The 19,639-nt window shown below is 72.8% G+C and carries 16 protein-coding genes; 4 read left to right on the forward strand and 12 right to left on the reverse strand.

What is annotated here, in order from left to right; all coding sequences use genetic code 11:
* Positions 1–96 precede the first annotated feature (96 nt).
* On the forward strand, positions 97–1,296 hold the full coding sequence (locus tag ABCQ75_RS00500; RefSeq protein WP_345882433.1) for an acyltransferase family protein: 1,200 nt from the start codon (positions 97–99) through the stop codon (positions 1,294–1,296).
* 27 nt (positions 1,297–1,323) lie between these two features.
* Here ABCQ75_RS00500 and ABCQ75_RS00505 read toward each other — a convergent pair whose 3' ends face one another.
* The 3 genes from ABCQ75_RS00505 to ABCQ75_RS00515 form a co-directional block, all read right to left on the reverse strand.
* On the reverse strand, positions 1,324–1,545 hold the full coding sequence (locus tag ABCQ75_RS00505; protein WP_345882436.1) for an SCO4848 family membrane protein: 222 nt from the start codon (positions 1,543–1,545) through the stop codon (positions 1,324–1,326).
* Positions 1,545–2,048: a DUF2505 domain-containing protein gene (locus tag ABCQ75_RS00510; protein WP_345882438.1), complete on the reverse strand. Its 504-nt coding sequence runs from the start codon at positions 2,046–2,048 to the stop codon at positions 1,545–1,547. Before ABCQ75_RS00510 ends, ABCQ75_RS00505 begins: the two co-directional genes overlap by 1 nt.
* Before the next feature lie 97 nt (positions 2,049–2,145).
* The gene (locus tag ABCQ75_RS00515; RefSeq protein WP_345882440.1) at positions 2,146–2,604 is read right to left on the reverse strand and encodes a VanZ family protein; all 459 of its coding nucleotides are present in this window, start codon (positions 2,602–2,604) and stop codon (positions 2,146–2,148) included.
* A 149-nt stretch (positions 2,605–2,753) separates the two neighbouring features.
* Here ABCQ75_RS00515 and mfd point away from each other — a divergent pair, with 149 nt between their 5' ends.
* The gene (mfd, locus tag ABCQ75_RS00520; RefSeq protein ID WP_345882441.1) at positions 2,754–6,452 is read left to right on the forward strand and encodes a transcription-repair coupling factor; all 3,699 of its coding nucleotides are present in this window, start codon (positions 2,754–2,756) and stop codon (positions 6,450–6,452) included.
* A 126-nt stretch (positions 6,453–6,578) separates the two neighbouring features.
* Here the strand turns inward: mfd and ABCQ75_RS00525 are convergent, their stop codons facing one another.
* From ABCQ75_RS00525 to nirB, 7 genes are all read right to left on the reverse strand, one after another.
* Positions 6,579–7,532: a hypothetical protein gene (locus ABCQ75_RS00525; RefSeq protein WP_345882442.1), complete on the reverse strand. Its 954-nt coding sequence runs from the start codon at positions 7,530–7,532 to the stop codon at positions 6,579–6,581.
* A 242-nt stretch (positions 7,533–7,774) separates the two neighbouring features.
* Complete coding sequence (locus ABCQ75_RS00530) at positions 7,775–8,002, reverse strand: hypothetical protein (RefSeq protein ID WP_345882443.1); 228 nt, start codon at positions 8,000–8,002, stop codon at positions 7,775–7,777.
* Between the two features lie 23 nt (positions 8,003–8,025).
* Positions 8,026–8,724, reverse strand: coding sequence for a deoxyribose-phosphate aldolase (deoC, locus tag ABCQ75_RS00535; protein ID WP_345882444.1), 699 nt, complete (start codon positions 8,722–8,724; stop codon positions 8,026–8,028).
* Positions 8,725–8,973: 249 nt separating this feature from the next.
* The gene (locus tag ABCQ75_RS00540; protein WP_345882445.1) at positions 8,974–9,786 is read right to left on the reverse strand and encodes a mechanosensitive ion channel family protein; all 813 of its coding nucleotides are present in this window, start codon (positions 9,784–9,786) and stop codon (positions 8,974–8,976) included.
* Positions 9,787–9,888: 102 nt separating this feature from the next.
* On the reverse strand, positions 9,889–11,046 hold the full coding sequence (locus ABCQ75_RS00545; RefSeq protein ID WP_345882446.1) for a uroporphyrinogen-III synthase: 1,158 nt from the start codon (positions 11,044–11,046) through the stop codon (positions 9,889–9,891).
* A gap of 44 nt (positions 11,047–11,090) precedes the next feature.
* Positions 11,091–12,230 carry a uroporphyrinogen-III C-methyltransferase gene (cobA, locus tag ABCQ75_RS00550; RefSeq protein ID WP_345882447.1) on the reverse strand — a complete coding sequence of 380 codons (1,140 nt, stop codon included), beginning with the start codon at positions 12,228–12,230 and terminating at the stop codon, positions 11,091–11,093.
* Between the two features lie 3 nt (positions 12,231–12,233).
* Positions 12,234–14,966 (reverse strand): nitrite reductase large subunit NirB, encoded by a 2,733-nt coding sequence (gene nirB / locus ABCQ75_RS00555; RefSeq protein WP_345882912.1) that lies wholly within the window; start codon positions 14,964–14,966, stop codon positions 12,234–12,236.
* A gap of 199 nt (positions 14,967–15,165) precedes the next feature.
* On the opposite strand from nirB, the gene nirD reads away from it, so the two are divergent.
* On the forward strand, positions 15,166–15,543 hold the full coding sequence (gene nirD, locus ABCQ75_RS00560; protein ID WP_345882448.1) for a nitrite reductase small subunit NirD: 378 nt from the start codon (positions 15,166–15,168) through the stop codon (positions 15,541–15,543).
* On the opposite strand, the gene ABCQ75_RS00565 is transcribed toward nirD, so the two are convergent.
* Positions 15,540–17,270: a phospho-sugar mutase gene (locus ABCQ75_RS00565; protein WP_345882449.1), complete on the reverse strand. Its 1,731-nt coding sequence runs from the start codon at positions 17,268–17,270 to the stop codon at positions 15,540–15,542. The genes nirD and ABCQ75_RS00565 overlap by 4 nt on opposite strands.
* Before the next feature lie 48 nt (positions 17,271–17,318).
* Positions 17,319–18,119: a purine-nucleoside phosphorylase gene (locus ABCQ75_RS00570; protein WP_345882450.1), complete on the reverse strand. Its 801-nt coding sequence runs from the start codon at positions 18,117–18,119 to the stop codon at positions 17,319–17,321.
* A 67-nt stretch (positions 18,120–18,186) separates the two neighbouring features.
* On the opposite strand from ABCQ75_RS00570, the gene ABCQ75_RS00575 reads away from it, so the two are divergent.
* Positions 18,187–19,629: an NAD(P)H-quinone dehydrogenase gene (locus tag ABCQ75_RS00575; protein WP_345882451.1), complete on the forward strand. Its 1,443-nt coding sequence runs from the start codon at positions 18,187–18,189 to the stop codon at positions 19,627–19,629.
* Positions 19,630–19,639 lie beyond the last annotated feature (10 nt).

Here is a 19,639-nt window from a genome sequence, read left to right on the forward strand (position 1 = left end):
TCGCCGACCAGACTTCCCGGCACACCCTGCGTCCACTGTACCGGCCACCCCCGAAGGTCACGAAACGGTAAAGGTCAGTGCTAGGATCGGCATCCGATGCAGACACAGACGACGACGCAGCCAGCGATGACCCTCCAGCCCGCCCCGCCGGAGACGGGGACCCGGGCCCCCGCACGCCTCGAGTCGCTCGACGGGCTCCGCGGCGTCGCGGCCCTCGTCGTGCTCGTCTGCCACCTCCTGCTGACCGTGCCCCAGCTGGGCGCACTCGCCTTCCACTCGGGGACGCCCTCCGCCGGCACGTGGGAGTGGTGGCTCGTCGAGACCCCACTGCACGTGGCGTGGGAGGGCACCGGCGCCGTCTACGTCTTCTTCGTCCTCTCGGGCTTCGTGCTCGCGCTCCCGTTCACCCGGGACGCCGGGCCGCGCGGCTGGGCGCAGTGGCGCGCCTACTACCCGAAGCGGCTCGCCCGCCTCTACCTGCCGGTGTGGGGTGCGGTGGCGTTCGCGGCCCTCGTGTGGGCCCTCATCCCGCGGCCCGAGACCGGGAGCGGGTGGGTGGACGCGATGGGCGCGCCCGTGACGTGGGGGCGGATCGCGGGGGACCTCACGCTCCTGTTCACGGACGGCCTCGTGGTCCCGCCGCTGTGGTCGCTGCGCTGGGAGATGTGGTTCTCGCTCCTGCTCCCGCTGTACGTGGCTCTCGGGATCGTGCTCCCCGCGCGGCTGCGGGCACCGGCGTGGGCTCCCTGGCTCGTCGTCGCGGCGCTCCTGGCGCTCGCGGCTCCCTCGAACGACGGCGTGGCGCGCTGCCTTCCGCTGTTCATGCTCGGCGTGCTCCTCGCGGCACAGCAGGAGCGGCTCGCTGTCCTCGCTGCCCGGGTTCCGGCGCCGGCCTGGCCGCTCGTCCTCGCCGGGGGCCTCGCCGCCATGTGGCTGCCCTGGATGTGGGATCCGCACGCGTCCCCGAGCCATCTCGCGCGCGCCGTCGGCGCGGTCGTCCTCGTGGTCGTGGCCGTCCACTGGGCACCCGCCGTCCGCGGCCTCTCGGGGCGGCTGGCCGGGTGGCTCGGGACCGTCTCGTTCAGCCTCTACCTCACCCACGAGCCGATTGTCGTGGCCGCCTACCACGTGGCCGGACCCGGCGGGACGCTCGAACGCGCCGGGATACCCGCCGGCCTGTGGCTCTCGGTCCCTCTCGGGCTTGCCGGCTCGCTGGCCATGGCCGCCGTCTTCCACCGGGCAGTGGAACGCCCCAGCCACCGCATCGCGCAGTGGCTGGGGCGCCGGTTCCGCTGAGCCGCAGGCAGGGCTGGCCCGCCGGCCTCAGGCCAGCAGCGTCCTGAACCCCACGACCGCGACGGCCGCACCGAGCGTCATCGAGACGGCCACGAGGAACAGGTGCACGGTCAGGAACCGTGTGGCACGCCCGCTCTCATCACGGGCCCTGGGGTCCTTCATGACGCGGCGGAGGAACTGGGGCCACACCACGAGGTTCCAGGCCCCGGCGACGATGAGCAGCCAGGAGAGGGCGGCGGGCAGCTGCACTACTGGGCCTGCTTCGCGAGCCAGGCGTCGGCCTCCGACGCCTGGAGGTTGAGGGCCTTGCCGACCATGGGCTCGGCCGCCGAGGCGATCTTGCCGCCGAGGAGGGGGACCGAGGAGGTCACCGAGCCGGTGAGCTCGACGCGCGTCGAGCCGCCCTCGGCCACGAGGCGCTGGACCGCGGCCACGTCCACCGGGGCGCCGGCGACCTTGACCGTGATGTCGGCCTGACGCGAGCCGTCGGCCTCCGGGGCGCTCCACACCTCGGTCTGGGTGACGTTGAGGTGCTCGCCCACGACCTTGCGGGCGATCTCGGGGAGGCGCTGGGTCGGCACCTGGCGGACCACGGTGGCCGTGAACGCGCCGGCCGGGTCGCCCTCGATGGAGAACGACTCGAGCCGGCCGCCGACGAGCTCGCTGACGTGGCGCTGGAACGCCTCGTCCGTGAGCACCGCGGCGACGCGTGCGACGGGGTGGGACAGGGTGGTGCTGGCTTCGAGTGCCATGGGGTCCTTCCGTGAGGATCTGGGGGTGGCAGCCCGCCTCCGGCCATGGGGTGCCGGGGCCGGGCCGTGAACCATACTAGGCGCTGGCCGGAGCGGGTCAGGCTGCCTCGGACCCGTCCGCAGATGTGCGACGGGCACGCACCGCGAGGGCGGTCCCGAGGGCCGTCCCGAGCACCGCGCCCAAGGCCGTGCCCAGTCCGTTGGCGGCGATGTCCCACGCCGACGGGGTCCGCTCCGGGAGGAACGCGAACTGCGCTGCCTCCGCCGCGGACGAGGCAACGACGGCCGCGGCCGTGGCCGCCCACACGCGCCAGCCGAGCAGCGCGGCGATCACGCCGAAGGGCACGAAGAGGGCGACATTCGCGAGCCACTCGGCCTGCCGGTAGCCGAGCCAGCGGGGAAGCCCGTGGCCGTGCAGCCACGCGAAGGCCTCGGCGAGCTGGGCCGCAGCCGGCCGGTCCACGGGCGCCGGCCACAGGAGGACCCCCGCCACGCAGGCCGCGTACACGGCCGCGGCCGCCACCAGGGCTCGGCGGGTGCGCGGGGAAGTGTCCATCGTCCCCATGCTATTGGCTAAGCTGGGACAGCCCCGGACCCTGCCCAGTGTCCGGGCTTTCGTGCTGCGACACCGCTGGCGTGGCGCGGACCGGCCGGCCCCGGGCCGACCGGTCCCGGCTGCCCGCGGCGTCAGTGAGGAGTCCTTACGTGACCGTCAACGCGCTCCGCCCCGCCGGCCTGCACCGCGTGCCCGTCCTCGACGGCCTGCGCCGCGCCGTGGGAGAGGACCCGACCGTCGCCCGCTTGCGCGACTACGCCGCCAAGCCCGGCGGCCGCCGCAGCCAGGACCTCCAGATCGCCGCCCCCGCAGGGCTGCGGCCCGTGGTGCTCGCCGAGGTTCTCGAGAACCTCCCCGAGCCCGGCGCCGTCGTCCTCGCCGTCACAGCGACAGGACGCGAGGCCGAGGACCTCGTCGCCGCGCTCGGCGCCTACCTCCCGCCCGAGGCGGTCGCGCTCTTCCCCAGCTGGGAGACGCTCCCGCACGAGCGGCTCTCCCCGCGCTCGGACACGGTGGGGCGCCGCCTCGCCGTCCTGCGCCGGCTCGCGCACCCGAACGGAGGCAGCACAGCCGCCGCGCCGGCCGCAGCGGCAGGTGACGGGGCGGCGCACGCGCTGCGCGTCGTCGTCGCCCCCGTCCGCGCGGTGCTCCAGCCTCTCGTGGCCGGCCTGGGCGACCTCGTCCCCGTCTCGCTCTCCGTGGGCCAGGAGCGGGCGTTCGACGACGTCGTGCGCGCGCTCGCGGACGCTGCCTACGCGCGGGTGGACATGGTCACGCACCGCGGCGAGTTCGCCGTGCGCGGCGGGATCATCGACGTCTTCCCGCCCACCGAGGACCACCCCGTGCGCATCGAGTTCTTCGGCGACGAGATCGAGCACATGCGGTGGTTCGCCGTCGCCGACCAGCGCTCACTCGCGGGCCCCTCCGTGCACCATCCCACCTCGCTCTTCGCACCGCCCTGCCGGGAGCTGCTCATCACGCCTGCGGTGATGAGCCGCGCCGCGAAGCTGCGGGGGCGGCTGCCCGCCGCGGACGAGCTGCTCGAGAAGATCGCCGGCGGGATCGCGGTGGAGGGCATGGAGTCCCTCGCGCCGCTGCTCGTGGACCGGATGGTGCCCTTCATCGGGGAGCTGCCCGAGGGCTCGCTCGTGCTCGTCATGGAGCCCGAGAAGGTCCGCACGCGCGCGCACGACCTCGCCGCCACGAACGAGGAGTTCCTCGCCGCGGCGTGGGCCACGGCGTCCGACGGCGGGGCGGCGCCCCTCGACGTGAGCCTCGCCGCGGGCACGGGGTCCGGGGACGACGCCGGGCATGCCGGCCGGCTCGAGGACGCGAGCTTCGCGACGCTCGCCGACACCCGCGCCGCTGCCCAGGGCCGTGGCGTGTCCTGGTGGTCCATGACCTCCCTCGGGATCGACGAGGAGACCGTCCTGGACGTGGACGTCCTCACGATCGCGGCCCGCGAGCCCCGCGGCTACCAGGGCGACGTCGCCGAGATGATGGCCTTCATCGGCGGGCGCGTGAAGGACGGGTGGCGCGTGGTCGTCGCGACCGACGGCCCCGGTCCTGCCCAGCGCCTCGCCGAGCTCTTCCACGACGCCGGTGTCCCGTGCAGCCGCGTCGACGGGCTCGAGCGCGCCCCCGAACCGGGCATCATCGAGATCACCACCGCCCCCGCCGGGAAGGGCTTCGTCCTCGACACGCTCACACTCGGCCTCCTCACGGAGGCGGACCTGCTCGGCCGGTCGAGCGCCGCGGGGACCCGCGACATGCGGAAGATGCCCTCCCGCCGGCGCAACGCCGTCGACCCCCTCTCGCTGCACGCGGGGGACTTCGTGGTGCACGAGCAGCACGGGATCGGGAAGTTCGTCGAGCTCGTGCAGCGTCGGGCCGCAGGCAGTGCCCAGGCGGCGCGGGAGTACCTCGTGCTCGAGTACGCCCCGAGCAAGCGGGGCGCGCCCGGGGACCGGCTCTTCGTCCCGACGGACCAGCTCGACCAGGTCACCCGCTACGTCGGCGGGGACACCCCCGCCCTGTCCAAGATGGGCGGCGCCGACTGGGCCGCCACCAAGTCCAAGGCCAAACGGGCCGTCAAGGAGATCGCCGGGGAGTTGATCCGCCTCTATTCGGCGCGCATGGCCTCACGCGGGCACGCGTTCGGCCCGGACACGCCGTGGCAGCGGGAGCTCGAGGAGGCGTTCCCGTACATCGAGACGCCGGACCAGCTCACCACGATCAACGAGGTCAAGGCGGACATGGAGCGCGAGATCCCCATGGACCGGCTCGTCTCCGGGGACGTCGGCTACGGCAAGACCGAGATCGCCGTGCGCGCCGCGTTCAAGGCCGTCCAGGACGGCAAGCAGGTGGGCGTGCTCGTGCCGACCACCCTGCTCGCGCAGCAGCACTACGAGACGTTCTCCGAGCGCTTCTCAGGCTTCCCCGTGCGCGTCCGCGCCCTCTCCCGCTTCCAGAGCGCGGCCGAGGCCAAGGACACGCTCGAGGGCGTGAAGAACGGCTCGGTGGACGTCGTCATCGGCACGCACCGGATCCTGTCCAAGGAGGTCGCATTCAAGGACCTCGGCCTCGTGATCATCGACGAGGAGCAGCGCTTCGGCGTCGAGCACAAGGAGGCGCTCAAGAAGCTGCGCACCAACGTGGACGTCCTCGCGATGTCCGCCACCCCGATCCCGCGCACGCTCGAGATGTCCCTGACCGGGATCCGCGAGACCTCCACGCTCGCGACCCCGCCCGAGGAGCGGCACCCGGTGCTGACCTACGTGGGGCCGTACACCGACAGGCAGGTCTCCGCCGCCATCCGGCGCGAGCTCATGCGCGAGGGCCAGGTGTTCTTCGTGCACAACCGGGTCTCCTCGATCGAGCGGATCGCGGCGCAGATCCGCGAGCTCGTGCCCGAGGCGCGCGTCGAGGTCGCGCACGGGCAGATGTCGGAGAGCCGGCTCGAGCAGATCATCGTGGACTTCTGGGAGAAGCGCTTCGACGTCCTCGTGTGCACTACGATCATCGAGACCGGCCTGGACATCTCCAACGCCAACACGCTCATCGTGGACGGCGCGGACAAGTACGGGCTCTCCCAGCTGCACCAGCTGCGCGGGCGCGTGGGCCGCGGGCGCGAGCGGGCGTACGCGTACTTCCTCTACGCGGCCGAGAAGCCGCTCGGCGAGGTCGCGCTCGAGCGGCTCAAGGCCGTCGCGGCGCACAACGAGCTCGGCGCGGGCATGCAGCTGGCCATGAAGGACCTCGAGATCCGCGGCGCGGGAAACCTGCTCGGAGGCGAGCAGTCCGGCCACATCCAGGGCGTCGGCTTCGACCTCTACATCCGGCTCGTCGGCGAGGCCGTGGCCGACTTCCGCGGCGAGGGCGAGGAGAAGGCGGCCGAGATGAAGATCGAACTGCCGATCAACGCCCACCTCCCGCACGACTACGTGCCGGGGGAGCGGCTCCGGCTCGAGGCCTACCGCAAGCTCGCCGCCGCGACGGACGATGCCGCGATCGAGGAGGTCATGGCCGAGCTCGCGGACCGCTACGGCACACCGCCGGCGCCGGTCGAGAACCTCGCGGCCGTGGCCCGCTTCCGGGTGCGGGCCCGCGCCGCCGGCCTGACCGACGTCGCCCTCCAGGGGAACATGGTGCGCTTCGCGCCCGCGGACCTTCCCGAGTCGAAGCAGATGCGGCTCACGCGCATGTACAAGGGGGCGCAGTACAAGCCGGCGCTGAACGCGGTGCTCGTCCCGAAGCCCAAGTCCGCGCCCATCGGCGGCCACGACCTCGCGGACGGCGAGATCCTCGCGTGGGCCGGGCAGGTCATTGATGCGGTCTTCACCCCCTAACCGTTTCGGGCACAGCTATTTGCCCCCAGGAGCGTTTTGGGTACAGCTATTTGCCCTCAGAAGCGTTCCGGGTACAGCTGCTGGCCCTCAGGAGCCTTTCGGGTACAGACAGCAGGCCCACGAGGGTCAGCCTCGGTAGCCGTGGGCGCGGAGGGCCGCAACGACCTTCGCCACGACAAAGGCCTCGCCTCGGGCCATGTCCTCCTTGGTGATCTTCACTTGGAGCCATCCGGCTGAGCGCGTGCGGCGGTCCCGGACGTCGTCCGACGCGCGCTGGGGCCCCGTGAGGTGGTGCTCGCCTTCATACTCAAGGCACACCCGGAACTTCGGATTGCCCAGATCCACCCAGATTGTCGCGCCCCAGGGATCGGTGACTGGGCAGTTCGGGGTGAACTTGGGGAGCCCGGCTCGTTCTAGCATCTGGCGCAGATGCGACTCCTGCGGGGAATCCACGCCGACCGCAAGAAGCTCGAGCGCGATCCTCGCACGACCGAGTCCCACAACGCGGTGCCGGCTTTCGACGAACGAGCGGAGACCGGCGAGCGGCACCACGGCGGTGCGCGGGTAGTAGGCGCGTTCGTGTTCGGAAACGAGGTACTCCCCGGCGGTGATGACATCGTCCATGCTGAGCCGCTTGATCGAGCACAGGTCCAGCCACGTCCTCGAGGGTGTAGTGACCCGGGTTCCGTCGAGAAGGGCGACTTCGTCGTCCTTCAGACGGAGGCGGTGCCCCCGCACCTGAGCGCGCCGCGGCTGGCCGAGCCGGTCGTTCGCCGAGGGATCGGGCGGTGCGGCCCGGGACAAGTCGATGAGGGTCGCGTCTTCGGCCCACGAAGGCAGCGGAATCCTGTGGACCATCGCCGCGCTGAGGTGGCTCAATGCCGTCGTCGGGTGCAGAACGGTGTACGGCCGTGCCCTCTGGAGCAGCGTTTCGCGGGAATGCACCGGTGTGCGGATGCCGCGGCTCGGCACCAATACGCCCCGGTCGCGGAGGCTCCGTTCATCAACGCCGAGATCGGGCGCCTCTTCAACCGTGTAGGAAGCAGTGGGCGGAATGGCGGGGGCTGACTGGAGGACCATGGCCCCATTGAGCCATAAGCACTTGGCTGGCCGCAGAAGTTGTCCACAGGTCCGACATCTCGGGTACAGGAGACCCCCCCCCGTGGAGTGCAGAAAGGCCCGGCCGAGGTGGTTCGGCCGGGCCTTATGCGTACCCGAAACGCTCTGGGGTGGGTTTATGTGTACCCGAAACGCTCTGGGGTGGGTTTATGTGTACCCGAAACGCTCTGGGGTGGGTTTATGTGTACCCGGAACGGGGAGGGTCAGCGGTGCTCGTCGCCGGAGTCCGAGGCGCCCGTGATGGTCATCGGGACGAAGTAGGCGAGCGCGAAGAGCCCGATGAGGGCCGCCATCGGCCACACCGTGTCCAGCGTGAGGAACTGCACGAGGTAGAGCCCGACGAGGAAGATGGCCATGAGCACCACGAAGATCACGACGCTCCCCGTGAGGCTGTTGTTGTTCTCGAGGGGGCGCTTGCTGTTCTCGTCCATGTCTCTCCCTGGTGCGAAAGGTCCTAGTAGCCGCCGGTGCCGGAGCCGCCGGTGACGATGGCCACGCCGGAGCTCGCTCCGATCCGGGTGGCGCCAGCTGCAATCATAGCCCGCGCGTCGTCCGCCGTGCGCACGCCGCCGGAGGCCTTGACACCCAGCGTCGGGCCGACCGTGGCCCGCATGAGCTGGATGTCCTCGACCGTCGCGCCGCCGCCGTTGAACCCCGTGGACGTCTTGACGAAGTCCGCGCCGGCCTCCACGGCCGCCTCGCACGCCAGGACCTTCTGCGCATCGGTGAGCAGCGAGGTCTCGATGATGACCTTGAGGATCGAGGAGCTCCCGTGGACAGCCTCGGCCACCGCCTGGATGTCCTCGACGAGTGCGCCGCGGTCGTCGGCCCGTGCGGCGGCGATGTTGATGACCATGTCCACCTCGTCGGCACCGTCCAGGACGGCCCCGCGGGCCTCGAAGACCTTGACGTCAGTGGGCGTGGCACCGAGCGGGAAGCCGGCGACGGCGCACGTGAGCACGCCGGAGCCCTTGAGCGCCGTGACGGCGGTCTTGACCCACACCGGGTTGACGCACACGGCCTTGAACCGGTGCTGCACCGCCTCGCTGCACAGGCGCAGGACGTCCGCCTCGCTCGCCTCAGGCTTGAGCAGGGTGTGGTCGATGTAGCCGGCGAGGTCCGCGGGGCTCAGCTCTGCGGGGTCGGAAGGCACGGCGGCGTCCTTTCGTCGTGGTATGGGCCGGGACGCGCGGTGGCGCGGTCCGGAATCCCATACTGGCACATCCGGCGGCCGCACTTCGCGGCGCAGGGGCGGCGGGGTCCGCGGAACGCCAGCGGCGGGGAAGGCCCAGAGGGCGGGTGGGCATGAGAGCGCCGCACCGCCGCGCGCGGCCGGATGGCCGGGCGCGCGGCAGCGCGGCGTCGAGGGGAGGGCGCCCGACGGCGTTCCCCGGGCCTGTCCCTAGACGGTGGGCGGCGGGGTGGTTCCGGTGGAGTGGACGCCCGACGGCGGGGTGGTTCCGGTGGAGTGGGCGCCCGACGGCGGGACGTTGCCGCTGCCGGAGACGGCGCCGGCAGTGGTGCCGGCCCCGACGGACGCGCGGCCCGGTGCGGCACCCGTACGGGCACGGGCCTCGGACTCGGCGCGCTCGAGGTATCCCTCCCAGCGGCGGCTCATCGGGCCGATGAGGCCACCGCCGACCCCGACGATCGCGATGCCGGCCACGGTAGCGAGGGCAGCGATGAGGACCGGGGTGGTGACGGTGACCGCGATGTCCACCTGGTTGAGCGCGGCGATGATGCCGAGGGCGAGGATCGCCACGTAGCTCGCGGTGGCGAGGGCCCTGCCGTAGGACGCGCCGGAGAGCGCGGCACCGACGAGGTTCCGCACGGCGCCCGCGATCGCGGCGGCGATCACCACGATGATGAGGGCCACGGCGACCTTGGGCAGGAACGCAACGATGTCCGTGAGCAGGTCGCTGATCGGATTGGGCCCGAACACGCCGAATGCGAACTGCAGGACGAGGAGCACGAGGGCGTAGTAGATGACCTTGACGATGATGTCCGTCGGATCGAGGGCCGACTTCGCGAGGGCCTGGCGGAGCCCGCCCCGCTCGATGAGGCGGTCGAATCCGAGCCGGTCCAGAAGCATCGTCAGGCCCTTGGCGATGAGCCGGGCGACGATGAGGCCGACGATGAGGATGAGGAGGAACAGCGCGAACTTCGGCACGAAGTCCGCGATCGAGCTCAGGCCCCTGTTGATGGCATCTTGCATTGTCCAGTCTCCTGTCGATGTGGCAGCAGTGGCTGATATGGCGCGTGGGACGCCGGGGATCCCACGGGCCAGCCTTGGGCCAGCCTTGGGCCAGCCGCCCGTTCAGCGCAGGACTCTGAGCCGGTATCCCCTCTTGACGACCGTCTGCACGAGGTCCCTACCCCCGAGGGCACTGCGCAAACGGTTGACTGCCATGTCGAGTGCATGGTTCGAGCCGCTGGCCGAGACGAGCTGCGTGAGGGGCTCCCGGTGCACGACGTTCCCGGCGGCGTCGAAGAGCGCCCGGAACAGCGCCATGGGCGCGGGCGCGAGCGGCACCTCCTCGCCGTCCACGAGCAGCGCGCTCCCGCGCACCTCGACCTGCCCGGCCGCGGTGGCGAGGCTGCGGCCTGCACGCTCCGCGAGGCGGTCGGTGACGAGCTTGACGAGCGCGCCCATCCGGTAGCGCTCCGGCACCCAGGGGCGCAGGCCCACGGCCTCGAGAGGTGCGGCGGTGACGGGGCCTACGGCCGCGGTCGCCACAGGCCCGCGCAGCGCGGCCAGGAGCGCGTCGTAGGCGCCGAGCTCATGCGCGGTGCTGAAGAGTGCGTCCACGGCGGGCGCGCTCGTGAACGTCACGACGTCGAGCTCCCCAGCGCACACGGCCGTGATGAGCGCCTCGAGCCGGTCGCCGCCGTCGGGCCGCACCCACCGGTACGGGGTCACGGTGACGAGCTCGGCGCCAGCGTCCCGAAGCCGCGCGAGCTGGATGCGGTCCGTGAACCCGTGCAGCTGGACGCCCACGGTCTTCCCGTCGAGACGCCCCCCATGCGCCTCGAGGATGAGGTCCACGAGCGAGGCGGTCGTCTCGTCCGGGGAGATGCCGGAATCGGACAGGCCCGCGGCACGGACGGCCCCGCGCGCCTTGGGCCCGCGCACGTACACCGCGGACGCATCCAGGGCCGAGTGCAGCTCCTCGCCGAGCCCGGCGGCGTCTGCCACCTCGGTCCAGCGCCGCAGCCCGTAGGCCGTCGTGACGATCACGAGGTCCGGCCGGGCCGCGATGAGCCGCTGCGTGTCCTCGATGACGCCGAGGTCCTGCTCGACCGGGGCGATCGTGAGCGCGGGCGCGTGCAGGACCCGGGCCCCGCGGCGCGTGAGCGCTTCGATGAGGTCCTCCGAGCGCCGGTGGGACGTCACGCCGACCCGGAAGCCCTTGAGCGCCGACTCGAGGGCCTCGGGCCTGCCTGGTTCTGCGGTCCTTGCGGGACCCGCCGCCATAGCGGGCGCCTCAGTCCTGGCCGGATCGTGTGCCACGGCTGGGGTCATGCGCGGCCTCCGGCCGGCGCTGCGCCCACTGGCTCGGCTCCTGCCGGATGCGCCAGGAGCTGCTCCGCGAGCCCCTCGAGCTCCGCGGCCGCCCCCGCGGCCCCGAACCCGGCGAGCCGCACGACCTCCCCGATGACGATCACGGCCGGGTTGGCGCACCCGCCCGTCTCCGCTTCGGCACGGCCGAGCTCCGTCACCGTGGTGCGCTGCCCGGCGAGGTGGCCGCGCTCGACGACGGCGAGGGGGGTCCCGCTGTCCAGCCCGGCACGGCGCAGGCCGGCTGCGAGGTGGGGCAGGGTCGCTATCCCCATGAGCACGACGACGGTGCCTCCTTCGGCTGCGAGGCCGGCCAGGCTCTCGTGCTCGGTGGAGGTCAGCGGAGCGTGGCCGGAGACGACCGTGAAGGAGTGGCTCACGCCGCGGTGGGTCACGGGGATCCCGGCGGCCGCCGGGACGGCGACCGCGCTCGAGATGCCGGAGACCACGCGCACGGGCACGCCCGCGGCGGCGCAAGCCGCCGCCTCCTCGCCCCCGCGGCCGAACACGAACGGGTCCCCGCCCTTGAGCCGGACCACGTTGGCCCCGCGCCCCCCGCAGCCGTGCTGGGCATGCTCGACGATCAGCCGGTTGATCTCCTCCTGCGGCACCTTGTGGTGGCCCGGGAGCTTGCCCACGTCGATGAGCTGCGCGGCCGTGAGCCCAGCGAGCTCCTGCCACGGGGCGAGCCGGTCGTACAGGACCACGTCGGCGTCGCGGAGGGCCTCGAGGGCGTCGGACGTCAGCAGGCCGCGCGAGCCCGGGCCACCGCCCACGAGCGTCACGTGCCCGCGGGGGCCGGCCGCCGGCTCCTGCACCTGGGGGACGCCGAGCGTGCGGTAGTGCGCCAGCACGGGCGCCCACCCGGCGTCGGGCGCGCCTGCCGCCGAGCGCTGGGCGGCACTGCCGACCACGGCGACGAGCGCCGGGCGCGAGGGCACCGCCACGGCGCCCAGGTACGCCTCGGGCGAGTCGTAGAACGCGATCCTCGCACCGGCACGGCGGTAGCGTGCGAGGGCCTGGCGGGACTCCTCCGCGTCGCCGAGCACCACGACGGGCAGGCCCTCGAGGGAGAGGGAGAGCGAGAGGTTCGGCTGCATGGCTCAGGCCTCCTGGCCGACTGCGACGGACCGGACGGGGATGGTGGCGCCGAGCGAGACCTTCTCGCGCTCTGTCGCAGGGCGGATCTGGTCGCGCTCGGCGACGTGGACGATCGAGTCATCGGATGCGTCGGGGGCGTTGACGAACGAGCGGAAGCGGCGCAGGCGCTCGGGGTCCGCGAGGGTCGCGGCCCACTCGTCCTCATAGGAGTCGACGTGCTTGGCCATGGCCGCCTCGAGCTCGTCCGCGATCCCGAGCGAGTCCTCGACGACGACCTCGCGCACGTGGTCGATCCCGCCGTCGAGCTCCGCCTGCCAGTGCGCGGTGCGCTGGAGGCGGTCCGCCGTGCGGATGTAGTACATGAAGTAGCGGTCGATGTACCTGATGAGCGTCGTATCGTCCAGGTCCTTCGCGAGGAGCTGGGCGTGCGCGGGGGTCGCGCCGCCGTTGCCGCCCACGTAGAGGTTCCAGCCGTCCGCGGTCGCGATGACGCCCACGTCCTTGCCGCGCGCCTCGGCGCACTCGCGCGCGCAGCCGGAGACGCCGAGCTTGAGCTTGTGCGGGCTCCGCAGGCCTCGGTAGCGCAGCTCGAGCTGGATGGCCATGCCCACCGAGTCCTGCTGCCCGTACCGGCACCACGTGGACCCGACGCAGCTCTTCACGGTGCGCAGGCTCTTGCCGTACGCCTGCCCGGACTCCATGCCGGCGGCGATGAGCTCTCCCCAGATCTCCGGGAGCTGCTCGAGCCGGGCGCCGAACATGTCGATGCGCTGGCCGCCCGTGATCTTCGTGTACAGGCCGTACTTCTGGGCCACCGAGGCGATGACGCCGAGCTTCTCGGGCGTGATCTCGCCGCCGGGGATGCGCGGGACCACCGAGTAGGTGCCGTCCTTCTGCATGTTCGCGAGGGCCCGGTCGTTCGTGTCCTGGAGGGCGCCGCGGCCGGCGTCGAGGACGTAGGCCGAGTGCTGCGAGGCGAGGATCGAGGCGATGGTCGGCTTGCAGATGTCGCAGCCCGCGCCGCTGCCGTAGCGGGACATGATGTCCTCGAACGAGGTCAGCTGCAGGACGCGGATGTTGTCGAAGAGCTCCTGGCGGGACAGCGGGATGTGCTCGCACAGCGCCTTGGAGACCGTGACGCCGGACTTCTGCAGCTCGGCCTCGAGGAGCTTCTTGATCATTGGCACGCACGAGCCGCACTGCGTGCCCGCCCTGGTGCAGGCCTTGAGGCCCGCAACGTCCTGGACCGGATCCTGTCCTTCGCACGTCCCGCAGCCGTTCACCGCGTCGCGCAGCGCCCCCGCAGCGACGTTGTTGCACGAGCAGAGGATGGCGTCGTCGGGCAGCTCGGTCTCGGGGGCCTCGCCGCCGGATGCCGAGAGGAACGCGCCCGGCTCGGCGGGGAGCTCGCGGCCCAGGAGGGGGCGCAGGCTCAGGTACGGGGAGGCGTCCCCGACGAAGATGCCGCCGAGGAGGGTCCGCGCGTCGTCCGTCGTGACGATCTTCTGGTAGACGCCGCGGGCCGGGTCCGCGTACACGATCTCGAGCGCGCCCGGCTCCTCGGCGAAGGCGTCGCCGAAGCTGGCCACGTCCACCCCGGAGAGCTTGAGCTTGGTGGCGGTGTCGAACCCGGGGAAGGTCGCCTCGCCGCCGTGGAGACGGTCCGCGACGATCTCCGCCATCGTGTTGGCCGGGGCGACGAGGCCCAGGCACATGCCGCCGAAGCTCGCGACCTCGCCGATCGCCCACACGTTCGGCGCGCCGGTCGCGCACGCCTCGTCGATCACGACGCCGCCGCGTGGCCCGAGTTCGAAGGCTCCATCCGTCTGGGTGCCCGGGGCGTCCCCGGCTTCCCCGGACGCGGCCACGGCGTCCCGGACGAGCTCGTCGCGGGGACGCACGCCGATGGCGACGACGACGAGGTCCGCGGGGATGACGCGCTCGTCTGCCATGAGCACGCCCGTGACGGCGCCCGCCCCGCCGTCCTCCGTCTTCTCGAGAAGGACCTCGGACGGGAACACGCCGCCGTGCATCGTGAAGCCCTTGGCCCCGATGAGCCGGGTGAGGGCCTGGCCCGCGCCCTCGTCGAGCTGCCGGTTCATGGGCCACGGGGAGCCGTCGATGATGACGGACTCGGCGCCGAGGGACTGTGCGCCGGCCGCGGCCTCGATGCCGAGGAGCCCGCCGCCGATCACGGCCACGACGGGCGTGCGGCCCAGGGTCTCGGCCAGCCGGCCGATCTCGGCGCGCAGGAACCAGACGTCCTCGAGGGTGCGGTACACGTACGTCCGGTCCGCGCCGGGGATGGGGAGGCGTGCGGCGTTGGAGCCGGTGGCGAGCACGAGCTCGTCGTAGGGGACCGCGACGGGCTCGCCCGAGGCGTCCTCCGCGTGGACCGTGCGCGCCCCAGTGTCGATCCGCACCGCGCGGGTGCCGGTCCTCAGGTCGACGCCGGGCGCCTCCCACAGCGCGGCGTCCCCCAGGGTGAGGTCCACGTCGCCGAGGAGGGCCTTGGAGAGCGCCACGCGGTCGTAGGGGAGGTGGGCCTCCTCGGTCAGGACCGTGACCTCGAAGCGGCCGGCGCCACCCGGGCCCTCGAGGGCCCGGGCCGTCATCGCATCGACGAAGCGGTGCGCGGCGGGGCCTCCACCGATCACGACGACGCGGCGGGGCGACGCGGCGTCGGAGAGGGTCTCTTCCGAGGTGCCAGCGGCGGGCTGGCTCGGGGTGGGGATGCTCACGGTGCGGCCTTCCGGTCGGGGAAATCGAGGACTTCCTCCAGCGTAGGAAGAGGCGATTTCGCACCCGTTGCCCGGGTGTAACGGTCCTTCGACGCATATGTCACAGGGGTGTTTCACCGTGGTGAGGCCGGTTTAACGTGCCGGTGACACGGCATCAACCCGGGTGAAATCGCCCCGGCCCTAGCGTGGATGCATGACCACCACAGCCCTCCCCACCGACTCACCGGCCGACCTCGAGACAGCAGCCGTCGAGACCTGGCACAGCGTCTGCGTCGTCGAGGACCTCGAGCCGAACTGGGGCGAGGCGGCCCTCGTCGCCGGCCGCCAGATCGCCGTCTTCCGCCTCTCCACAGGAGAGGTGTACGCCGTGGACCAGCGCGACCCCGTGACGGGGGCCTACGTCATGTGCCGCGGCATCGTCGGGTCCCGCGGGGACCGCCCCACCATCGCCTCGCCCCTGCACAAGCAGGTGTACGACCTGCGCACTGGCGAGCGCCTCGACGGCCCCGGCGCCGCGATCACCGCATTCCGAGTCCGAGTGGCGGACGGGATCATCGAGATCGCGCGCTAGAGGCCCAGCGCCTCCCGCACGTCCTCGAGCGCGGCGTCCATGGCCTGCCGGGCGGCGAGGCGCACGTCCGGGAGCTCGAGGACGCTGTCCACGGGGCGTACCACCTCGAGGTAGCACTTGAGCTTCGGCTCGGTCCCGCTGGGCCGGACGATGACGCGCGTGCTGTCCCTCGTGGTCCAGAGCAGGCCGTCCGTGGGCGGGAGGCCTTCTGATCCTGCCGAGAGGTCGACGGCCTCCTCGATGGGGGAGCCGGCGAAGGACTCCGGCGGGGTGTCCCGCAGGCGCGTCATCATGGCTCCGAGGAGCCCCAGGTCTGCCACCCGCACGCTCAGCTGGTCCGTCACGTGCAGGCCGTGGAGGAGCGCGAGCTCGTCGAGCCGGCGCGTAAGGTCCGCGCCCTCGGCCTTGGCGGCGGCCGCCAGCTCGGCCACGAGGAGCGCCGCTGAGATGCCGTCCTTGTCCTTCACGAGCTCTGGCGCCACGCAGTAGCCGAGCGCCTCCTCGTACCCGTACACGAGCCCGGGCACGCGGGAGATCCACTTGAAGCCGGTGAGGGTCTGCTGGTGGCGGAAGCCCGCCGCCTCCGCGATCCGGGCGAGCAGGCGCGAGGAGACGATCGAGTTCGCGAAGACCGCCTCCGCGGAGGCACCGGCTCCGACCCGCGCCACGATGTGGGCGCCGAGCAGCGCCCCGACCTCGTCTCCCCGCAGCATGCGCCATTCGCCCGTGGCCAGGTCCGGCACGGCCACTGCGCAGCGGTCCGCGTCCGGGTCGTTCGCGATGACGATGTCCGCACCCTGCTCGCGCGCGGCCTCGAGCGCGAGGTCGAGCGCCCCCGGCTCTTCGGGGTTCGGGAAGGCCACGGTGGGGAACGCCGGGTCCGGGGCGGCCTGGGCCTCGACGAGGCGCACGTCCGTGAATCCGGCCTCGTGCAGCACGTCCCGGGCCGTCTCCCCGCCTACCCCGTGCAGCGGCGTGAGGACGATCCGCAGGTCCCGGGCCGGGAAGAGGTCCGGCCGTGCCAGGGCCACTACCGCATCGCGGTAGTCGTCCGCGACCGAGCCCGGGAGGATGGTCCACCCCTCCTCGGCCAGCGGGATGCCCTCCACAGGCCCGGCGGCGTCGATCAGCGCGGCGATCTCGGCGTCGACCGGGGCCACGATCTGCGCGCCCCGGCCGGCCTCGTCCACGGCCCGGCCGCCGAGGTACACCTTGTACCCGTTGTCCTGGGGCGGGTTGTGGCTTGCGGTCACCATGACGCCGCCGTCGCACCCGAGCGCGCGCAGCGCATAGGCGAGCACCGGAGTCGGCAGGGGGGCGGGCAGCAGGAACGTCTCGATCCCAGCCGCGGTGAAGACGGCGGCTGTGTCCCGCGCGAACGCGTCGGAACCCGTGCGGGCGTCGAAGCCGACGACGGCGCGCGGCCGCCCGGCGTCGTCCGCTGCCCTCTGCCTCAGGAACGCCGCGAGCCCCGCGGCCGCCCGGCGGACCACCGCGCGGTTCATGCGGTTCGGCCCCGGGCCGAGGGCTGCCCGCAGGCCCGCCGTGCCGAACTGCAGCGTGCCGGCGAACGCGTCGGCGAGCTCCTGGAGGGCGGCCGGCTGTCCCTCGGAGGCGTGGGCGATCGTCTCGCGGAGCTGGGCCGCGGTGCCCGGGTCCGGGTCCGCCTCCGCCCACGCGCCGGCGCGGGCGAGGAGCTCGTTCAGCTCGGGGTCGGGGGTGCTCATGGCTGGGGTCCTTTGCGGGGTCAGGCAGGGGGAGGGCGCGCGCCGGTGTCAGACCGCGGCGATCACGTCCGCGAGCAGGCGGGAGATGCGCGGGCCCGCGGCGCGGCCGGCCTCGAGGACCTCCTCGTGGCTGAGCGGCTCGGGGCTGATGCCTGCGGCGAGGTTGGTCACGAGGGAGATGCCGAACACCTCGAGCCCCGCGTGCCGGGCCGCGATGGCCTCGAGGGCCGTGGACATGCCGATGAGGTCGGCCCCGATCCTCTTCGCGTACTGCACCTCGGCAGGCGTCTCGTAGTGGGGGCCGGGGAACTGCGCGTACACGCCCTCGGAGAGGCTCGGGTCCACGCCCCGGGCCAGCTCGCGCAGGCGCGGCGAGTAGAGGTCGGTGAGGTCCACGAACGTGGGGCCCTCGAGCGGGGACGTCGCCGTGAGGTTGATGTGGTCGCTGATGAGCACGGGCGTTCCGGGGGCCCAGTCCGGGTTGAGGCCGCCGCACCCGTTGGTCAGGACCAGCACCCGGCAGCCGGCGGCGGCGGCGGTGCGGACCCCGTGGACCACGGCGCGGACACCCCTGCCCTCGTAGTAGTGGGTCCGGGCGCCGAGCACGAGGGCGCGCTTGCCGTCCGCGGTGAGGACGGAGCGGATGGTGCCCACGTGGCCCTCCACCGCGGGCGCGGAGAAGCCGGGGACCTCGCTCGCGGTGAGGGTCGCCGTCGTCTCCCCGATGAGGTCCGCCGCGCCGCCCCAGCCCGATCCCAGGACGAGGGCGATGTCGTGGCGGGGCACGCCGGTTGCGCGGGCAATGTGGTCTGCGGCGGCCTGGGCCAGCTCGAAAGGCTCGGAAGTCACAGGACGAACCTACCAACGCGCCGCCCGCGTGGCACGCAGCCACTCTCGAGGGGCAGAATGGTCTTCCGTGACGATGAATCCTGACTTCGCGGCCCCCCATATCGCAGTCCTCGGCGGAGGCCCCGGCGGCTACGAGGCCGCCGCAGTGGCGGCAGCGCTCGGAGCGCAGGTGACCCTCGTGGAGCGCGCGGGCCTCGGCGGCTCCGCCGTCCTCACCGACGTGGTCCCGTCCAAGACCCTCATCGCGACCTCGGACCTCATGACCCGCGTCGAGGAGGCGGCGGCCCTCGGCATCCGGCTCGGCGGCCCCGGCGCGAGCGCGCAGGCCGCCTCGGACCAGCCCATCACGCGCGACGACCTCCACGCCGACCTGCGGGTGGTCAACGAGCGCCTCCTGGGCCTGGCCCGCCAGCAGTCCGAGGACATCCGGGCCGGCCTCGCGGCCCAGGGCGTGCGGATCGTCATGGGCTCGGGGCGGCTCGCCGACTCGGGCGCCCTCGAGGTCGCCACCGCGGAGGGGACCGAGCGGATCGAGGCGGACGCCGTCATCGTCGCCGTCGGCGCCCACCCCCGCGCGCTGCCCACGGCCCGGCCGGACGGCGAGCGCATCCTGAACTGGGCCCAGATCTACAGCCTCGAGGAGCTCCCCGAGGAGCTGATCGTGGTCGGCTCGGGCGTGACCGGCGCGGAGTTCGCCTCGGCGTACAACGGGCTCGGCTCGAAGGTGACGCTCATCTCCTCGCGGGACCGCGTGCTGCCCGGCTCGGACACGGACGGCGCCGAACTGCTCGAGAAGGTGTTCGAGCGCCGCGGCGTGCGCGTCCTGTCCCGCTCGCGTGCGGAGGCCGTGGAGCGGACGGAGGGCGGCGTCGTCGTCACCCTCGGCGACGGCACCCAGGTGACGGGCTCGCACTGCCTCGTGTGCGTCGGCTCCATCCCCAACACCGCCGGGATCGGGCTCGAGGAGGCGGGCGTGGCGCTCACCGAGAGCGGCCACGTGAAGGTCGACGGGGTCTCCCGGACCACCGCGACCAACGTGTACGCCGCGGGGGACTGCACAGGCGTGCTCGCCCTTGCGTCTGTGGCGGCGATGCAGGGGCGCATCGCCGTGGCGCACATCATGGGCGACCATGTCACGCCGCTCAACCTCGGGCACGTGGCCTCGAACATCTTCACCTCGCCGGAGATCGCCTCTGTGGGCGTCTCGGAGGACGACGTGACGAGCGGCCGGATCGCCGGTGACGTGGTCACGCTGCGGCTCAAGAGCAATGCCCGCGCCAAGATGCGCAACACCACGGACGGGTTCATCAAGATCATCTCGCGCAAGGGCTCCGGCACGGTGATCGGCGCCGTGGTGATGGGCTCGAACGCGTCGGAGCTCATCTTCGCCCTGGCGCTCGCCGTGGAGCAGAAGCTGCACGTGGACGACGTGGCGAACACGTACGCCGTGTACCCCTCGCTCTCCGGCTCCCTCGCCGAGGCCGCGCGCCGCCTCCACGTACACCTCTGACCCGGGCCGG

The organism is Sinomonas halotolerans, assembly GCF_039615075.1.
Lineage (GTDB): Bacteria > Actinomycetota > Actinomycetes > Actinomycetales > Micrococcaceae > Sinomonas > Sinomonas halotolerans.